Annotated in this window: 5 protein-coding genes; 2 read left to right on the top strand and 3 right to left on the bottom strand. The window is 70.3% G+C overall.

All coding sequences use genetic code 11. The features are described 5' to 3' along the window. Positions 1-131: 131 nt before the first annotated feature. From ACFW9D_RS30280 to ACFW9D_RS30270, 3 genes are read right to left on the bottom strand one after another with little or no spacing between them, the layout of a single operon-like run. Positions 132-2285 carry an acetate--CoA ligase family protein gene (locus ACFW9D_RS30280; protein ID WP_384627117.1) on the bottom strand — a complete coding sequence of 718 codons (2154 nt, stop codon included), beginning with the start codon at positions 2283-2285 and terminating at the stop codon, positions 132-134. Positions 2286-2288: 3 nt separating this feature from the next. Then, positions 2289-3527, bottom strand: a complete 1239-nt coding sequence (gene frc / locus ACFW9D_RS30275; protein ID WP_188335956.1) for a formyl-CoA transferase — start codon at positions 3525-3527, stop codon at positions 2289-2291. 15 nt (positions 3528-3542) lie between these two features. Next, positions 3543-5237, bottom strand: a complete 1695-nt coding sequence (locus ACFW9D_RS30270) for a thiamine pyrophosphate-binding protein (protein WP_384627113.1) — start codon at positions 5235-5237, stop codon at positions 3543-3545. Between the two features lie 189 nt (positions 5238-5426). Between ACFW9D_RS30270 and sucC the strand changes: the two genes are divergently transcribed. Beyond that, entirely contained in the window at positions 5427-6557 is a 1131-nt protein-coding gene (sucC, locus tag ACFW9D_RS30265) for an ADP-forming succinate--CoA ligase subunit beta (protein WP_384627111.1), read from the top strand. 26 nt (positions 6558-6583) lie between these two features. After that, positions 6584-7461: succinate--CoA ligase subunit alpha (gene sucD / locus ACFW9D_RS30260; RefSeq protein ID WP_384627108.1), on the top strand; the 878-nt coding region annotated here is incomplete at its 3' end.

Genomic DNA, 7461 nt, shown 5'->3' with positions numbered 1-7461 from the left:
ATCGCACTCTCCGACCTCAGCTATCGCTGATAACCGCCCCCCCCCCCCCCATCTATAATTGTGTTTGGGCGGCGCGGCGGCGGGGGCGGGGCGGGCGCGCCCCGCGCCCCCCCCACCCGACATCCCTCACCTCATCGACCGCCCCCCAACAGCCCTGCCGCACGGGCCCACCGGTACTTGGCCCCGAGCACCGAGACCGGCTTCTCGGTCGTGTACGGGTACGCGACCACCCCGCGGTCGAAGAGGTACTGGCACGCCTCCTCGACCTCGACGTCCCCGGCCAGCGACGCGACGACCGGCTTCTCGATCCCGCGCTCGCGGAACTCCTCGACGACGCGGGCCGTTACCTCCGCGAAGACCATGGGAGGGGTGACGATGGTGTGCCAGTAGCCCAGCACGAGTGCGTGGATGCGCGGGTCCTCGAGCCCGAGGCGGATCGTCGCCTCGTACGTCGACGGCGGCTCGCCGCCCGTGATGTCCACGGGGTTGCCCGCGGCTCCGAACGGCGGGATGAACTGCCGGAAGGCCGCGTCGAGGTCGTCCGGGATCTCCATCAGCCGCAGCCCGTTGTCGGTCACCGCGTCCGAGAGCAGCACGCCCGATCCGCCCGCCCCCGTGATGATCACGACGTTGTCGCCCTGCGGCGTCGGCAGCACGGGCAGGGCCCGCGCGTACTCCAGCATGTCGTTCAGGCCCGGGGCCCGGATGACTCCGGCCTGCCGCAGGATGTCGTCGTACACGGCGTCGTCGCCCGCCAGCGCGCCGGTGTGCGAGCCGGCGGCCTTCGCGCCGGCGGCCGTGCGTCCGGCCTTGAGCACGACGACGGGCTTCTTGGGGACGGTCGCACGCGCGGCCTCCACGAAGGCGCGCCCGTCCTTGAGGTCCTCCAGGTGCATGGCGATGCACTGCGTGTTGGGGTCCTCGCCGAACCAGGTGAGCAGGTCGTCCTCGTCCAGGTCCGACTTGTTGCCGAGCCCGACGATCGCCGAGACGCCCGTCTTCGTCGTCCGCGCGAAGCCCAGGATCGCCATCCCGATGCCGCCGGACTGCGAGGTCAGCGCCACCCCGCCCTTCACGTCGTACGGCGTGCAGAACGTGGCGCACAGGTCCTGCCACGTCGAGTAGTAGCCGTAGATGTTCGGGCCGAGCAGGCGCACCCCGTGGCGTTCGGCGATGGCCACGATCTCCGCCTGGAGTTCGTGCTCGCCGGTCTCGGCGAAGCCGGACGGGATCAGCACCGCGTTCGGTATGCCCTTGCGCCCCACCTCCTCCAAGGCCGCGGCCACGAACTTGGCGGGGATCGCGAAGACCGCCACATCCACCTCACCGGGCACGTCCGTGACACTCTTGTACGCCTTGCGGCCCAGAATGTCATCGGCCTTGGGGTTCACCGGATGGATCTCACCGGAGAACCCGCCGTCGATGAGGTTGCGCATCACCGAGTTGCCGATCTTGCCCTGTTCGTTGGACGCGCCGATCACGGCCACCGAGCGCGGCTGCATGAGCCGCTTCATGGACGCCAGGATCTGCTCGCGCGTGTACGTGCGGCGCGGTCGGGGCGCGCCCTCGGCGAGGATCACCCGGATGTCCGCTGCGACGGCGCCCTCCGGCGTGGCGATCACCGGGTTGAGGTCCACCTCCGCGATCTCCGGGAAGTCCGTGACCAGTTGGGAGACCCGCCTGATCTGCTCGGCGAGCGCCCACCGGTCCACGCCCCGGGCGCCCCGCACCCCGCGCAGCACCTCCGCCGCGCCGATGGAGTCCAGCATCCCGAGCGCCTCGTCGGGGTCCACGGGGGCGAGCCGGAAGGTGATGTCCTTCAGCACCTCCACGAGCACGCCGCCCAGCCCGAAGGCGACGACCTTGCCGAAGGTGGGGTCGGTGACGGCCCCGACGATGACCTCCTGCGAGTCGGCCCCCGTCGGCAGCAGCTCCTGCACCTGGACGCCCTCGACCCGGGCGTCCGGCGCGTAGGCCCGCGCGTTCTTCACGATCCGGCAGAACGCCTCGCGTACCGCGGCCGCGCCCTCCACACCGACCACTACACCGCTGGCGTCGGTCTTGTGCAGGATGTCGGGGGAGACGATCTTCAGCACGACGGGCTTGCCGAAGCGGGCCGCCGCCGCGACGGCCGCGTCCACGTCCGTCGCCAGCTCCTCACCGGGGACGGCGATCCCGTACGCGTCGGCGATCACCTTGCCCTCCGGAGCGGTGAGCGCCGTGCGCCCCTCGGCCCGCACGGTGTCGAGCAGCGCCCGCACCGTCAGCGTCCGGTCCTCGGCCATCAATCAGATCACTCCGTTCGACTTGAGCAGACGCAGTTCCTCGTCCCCGAGGCCGAGTTCGCCGACGAAGACCTCCTCGTTGTGCTCACCGAGAAGGGGCGAACTGGTGATGTCCACGGGGGAGTCGGAGAGCTTGAGTGGGGAGCCGACGGTCGTGAAGGAGCCGCGCTGCGGGTGCGGGACCTCGACGACCATGTCGTTCGCCACGAGGGAGGCGTCCTCGATGATCTCCTTGGTGGAGAGGATCGGGCCGCACGGGATGTTGTGCGCGTTGAGCTTCTCCAGGACCTCCCACTTGGGGAGCGTCGAGGACCACTCCTCGATGAGCTGGAACATCTTGTTGAGCTTCGGCAGCCTGGACTCGGGCGTCGCCCACTCGGGGTCGTCGGCGAGCTCCGGGCGTCCTATGAGGGCGCTCAGCGGCTGCCAGCCCACGGGCTGCACGATGACGTACACGTAGTCGTTCGGGCCGCCCGGCGCACACTTCACGGCCCAGCCGGGCTGGCCGCCGCCGGAGGCGTTGCCCGAGCGCGGCACCTCGTCGCCGAAGTCCTCGTTCGGGTACTCGGCCAGCGGGCCGTGCGCGAGCCGCTGCTGGTCGCGCAGCTTGACCCGGCACAGGTTCAGGACGGCGTGCTGCATGGCCACGTTGACCCGCTGGCCGCGCCCGGTGCTCTCCCGCTGGAAGAGGGCGGCCAGGATGCCGGCGACGGCGTGGATGCCGGTGCCGGAGTCGCCGATCTGGGCGCCGGTCGCGAGCGGCGGTCCGTCCTCGAAGCCGGTGGTCGCCATGGAGCCGCCCATGGCCTGCGCGACGACCTCGTACGCCTTGAAGTTGGTGTACGGGCCCTCGCCGAAGCCCTTGATGGAGGCGTAGACGATGCGCGGGTTGATCTCCTGGATGCGGTCCCAGGTGAAGCCCATGCGGTCGACGGCGCCGGGGCCGAAGTTCTCGACCATCACGTCGGAGCGGCGGATCAGCTCGGTGAGCAGCTCCTTGCCGCGCTCCGACTTGGTGTTGAGGGTGATGCTCCGCTTGTTGCAGTTGAGCATCGTGAAGTAGAGGGAGTCGACGTCGGGGAGGTCACGCAGCTGCTTGCGCGTGATGTCGCCGGACGGTGCCTCCAGCTTGACCACGTCGGCGCCGAGCCACGCGAGGATCTGGGTGGCGGAGGGGCCCGACTGGACGTGGGTCATGTCGAGGACGCGGATGCCTTCGAGAGCCTTGGTCGCGGATGTCATTTCCCGGGCACCTCACTACTTGTACATGGTCTGGTTCATGGTTCCGGGGGCGTACGCGTCCGGATCGACCCACACGTTGATGAGGGACGGCTTGCCGGACTCGCGGGCGCGGCGCAGGGCCGGGCCGATGTCGGCGGGGTCGCGGACCTCCTCGCCGTAACCGCCCAGCATCTGGGCGAACTTGTCGTAGTGGACGTCCCCGAGGGTGTTGCCGACGCGCTCGCGCTCCTCGCCGTACTTGGCCTTCTGGCCGTACCGGATCTGGTTCATCGAGGAGTTGTTGCCGACGATGCCGACGAAGGGGAGGTCGTAGCGCACCAGCGTCTCGAAGTCCCAGCCGGTCAGGGAGAACGCGCCGTCGCCGAAGAGCGCCACGACCTCCTTGTCGGGCCGTGCCTGCTTGGCCGCGAGCACGAAGGGGATGCCGACGCCGAGGGTGCCGAGCGGTCCGGGGTCCATCCAGTGGCCGGGCGACTTGGGCTGTACGACCTGGCCGGAGAAGGTGACGATGTCGCCGCCGTCGCCGATGTAGATCGAGTCCTCGGTGAGGAAGTCGTTGATCTCGCTGACGAGCCGGTACGGGTGGATGGGGGAGGCGTCGGAGCGCAGGTTCGGCAGTCGCTTCTCCAGGGCCGTCTGCTCGGCGGCGCGCAGCTCGTCGAGCCACTCCTTGCGCTTGGCCGCGCCCCCGTTGACGCGCCCGGAGGCGGCCTCGGTGACCTGCTTGAGGACGAGGTTCGCGTCGCCGACGATGCCGAGGTCGATGTCGCGGTTCTTGCCGACCGTGCGGTAGTCGAGGTCGATCTGCACCACGGTCGCGTCGGGGGAGAGCCGCTTGCCGTAGCCCATGCGGAAGTCGAAGGGCGTGCCGACGATGATGATGAGGTCCGCGTTGGAGAACGCGTAGCGGCGCGACAGCTGGAAGTGGTGCGGGTCGCCGGGCGGCAGGGTGCCTCGTCCGGCGCCGTTCATGTAGGCGGGCACGTTGAGGGTGCGCACCAGCTGGATGGCCGACTCGGTGGCGCGGGTCGTCCACACCTGGCCGCCGAGCAGGATCGCCGGCTTCTCCGAGTGGACCAGCAGGTCGGCGAGCTTCTCGATCGCGTCGGGGTCGCCGGCCGAGCGCGTGGAGGCGCGATAGCGGCCGGCCTCGGGCACGCGCGCCTTCTCGACGGGCACCTTGGCGTCCAGGACGTCGCGCGGGATCTCCAGGAAAGACGGACCGGGAGCCCCGTGGTAGCACTCGCGGAACGCCATGGACACCATGTCGGCCGCCCGCGCGGTGTCCGGCACGGTCGCGGCGAACTTGGTGATGGGCGTCATCATGTCGACGTGCGGCAGGTCCTGCAGCGACCCCATCTTGTGCTGTGTGTGAGCGCCCTGGCCGCCGATGAGCAGCATCGGTGACTCGGCCCGGAAGGCGTTGGCGACACCGGTGACGGCGTCCGTGGTGCCCGGGCCCGCCGTCACCACGGCGCAGCCGGGCTTGCCGGTCAGCCGCGCGTAACCGTCGGCGGCGTGCGCGGCGACCTGCTCGTGACGTACGTCGACGACTTCGATGCCCTCGTCGACGCAGCCGTCGTAGATGTCGATGATGTGGCCGCCGCAGAGGGTGTAGATGACCTCCACACCCTCCGCCTTGAGTGCCTTGGCGACCAGATGCCCACCTGAGATCTGCTCCTGGCCGTTGTCCGCATTGGACTGGGGCATGGCGAAGTCCCGTCCCTTCCTAGGGGATTGGAGCGACACCGTGAGCCGCGCCGAGCACGACTGAGGCACGGGTTCTCGTGCGTCGCTCGTACATTGCATACAGTCGACGAATACTGTATGAACCTTGTTATCCCGCATCCGGTGGGTGGTGTCCAGGGGGCGTGCGGCACTTTCGAGTCAGGAGCCGGAATGGACCTGTACGAACACCAGGCAAGGGAACTCTTCGAGGAACACGGCATCTTGGTGCCCCGGGCCGAGGTCACCACGTCCGCCACGGGGGCCCGGGAGATCGCCCGCAGGCTCGGCGGCCGCGTCGTCGTCAAGGCGCAGGTGAAGACCGGCGGCCGCGGCAAGGCGGGTGGCGTCAAGCTCGCCGCCGACCCGGCCGCCGCCGAACTCACGGCACGTCAGATCCTCGGCATGGACATCAAGAGTCACACCGTGCGCAGCGTCATGCTGGCCCAACCCGTCGACATAGAGGCAGAGTTCTATGTCTCCTACGTGCTCGACCGCGCGGCCGGCACCTTCCTCGCCATCGCCTCCGCCGAGGGCGGCATGGACATCGAGGAGGTGGCCGCGACCCGGCCCGAGGCCGTCGCCCGTATCCCCGTCGACCCCGCGGAGGGCGTGACCGGCGCCAAGGCCGCCGAGATCGCCGCGGCGGCCGGACTGCCGGCACAGACCGCCGACGTCCTCGTACGACTGTGGGGCGTCCTCACCCGCGAGGACGCCGTCCTCGTCGAGGTGAACCCCCTCGTGCGCACCGCGCAGGGGCAGATCCTCGCGCTCGACGGCAAGGTCACCCTCGACGACAACGCCCGCTTCCGGCGCGAACGCTGGGGCGCGAGCGAAGTCGCCCACGAGGACCCCCTCGAGGCCGAGGCGGCGTCCAAAGGCCTCAACTACGTGAAGCTCGACGGCGAGGTCGGCATCATCGGTAACGGCGCGGGGCTCGTCATGTCCACCCTCGACGTCGTCGCCGGCTGCGGCGCACGCCCCGCCAACTTCCTCGACATCGGCGGCGGCGCCTCCGCCCAGACCATGGCCGACGGCCTCAACGTCATCCTCTCCGACCCAGCCGTCCGGTCCGTCTTCGTCAACGTCTTCGGCGGCATCACCGCCTGCGACGCCGTCGCCGACGGCATCGTCAAGGCCCTCGACACCGTCCGCCTCACCAAACCGCTCGTCGTCCGCCTCGACGGCAACAACGCCGCCCGAGGCCGCGCCATCCTCGACGAACGCGCCCACCCCCTCGTCCAGCAGGCCACGACCATGGACGGCGCCGCACAGCACGCCGCGGACCTGGCCGTCTCCCACTAAGGACCCACTCTCCAAGGAGCACGGACATGGCCATCTATCTCACCAAAGAGAGCAAGGTCCTCGTCCAGGGCATGACCGGGGCCGAGGGCATGAAGCACACCCGGCGCATGCTGGCCGCGGGCACCGACGTGGTCGGCGGGGTCAACCCCCGCAAGGCCGGCAGCACCGTCGACTTCGACGACCGCGCCGTCCCCGTCTTCGGCAGCGTCGCCGAGGGCATGCGGGCCACCGGAGCCGACGTCAGCGTCGTCTTCGTCCCGCCCGCCTTCGCCAAGGCCGCCGTCCTCGAAGCGGCCGACGCGGGCATCCCGCTCGCCGTCGTCATCACCGAGGGCATCCCCGTCCACGACGCCGTCGCCTTCCACGCCCACGCGCGCCGCCAGGGCACCCGCGTCATCGGCCCCAACTGCCCCGGCCTGATCAGCCCCGGACAGTCCAACGCCGGCATCATCCCGGCCGACATCACCAAGACCGGCCGCATCGGCCTCGTCTCCAAGTCGGGCACGCTCACCTACCAACTCATGTACGAGCTGCGCGACATCGGTTTCACCACCTGCGTCGGCATCGGCGGCGACCCCGTCATCGGCACCACCCACATCGACTGCCTCGAAGCCTTCGAGAACGATCCGGAGACCGAACTCGTCGTGCTCATCGGCGAGATCGGCGGCGACGCCGAGGAACGGGCCGCGGCGTACGTACGCGACCACGTCACCAAGCCCGTCGTCGCCTACATCGCCGGGTTCACCGCGCCCGAGGGCAAGACCATGGGCCACGCCGGCGCGATCGTCTCCGGCTCGTCCGGCACCGCCCGGGCCAAGAAGGAGGCTCTGGAGGCCGGGGGGGGCGGCGCGCGGGCCGCCCCCCCCCCCCGCCCCCCCCCCCGCGCGGCGCGCGCGCGCGCGCC

This window comes from Streptomyces sp. NPDC059524, assembly GCF_042749255.1.
GTDB lineage: Bacteria > Actinomycetota > Actinomycetes > Streptomycetales > Streptomycetaceae > Streptomyces > Streptomyces xanthii.
The sequence above is the reverse complement of the archived record's forward strand: the minus strand, read 5'-3'. Positions and strand labels throughout refer to the sequence as shown.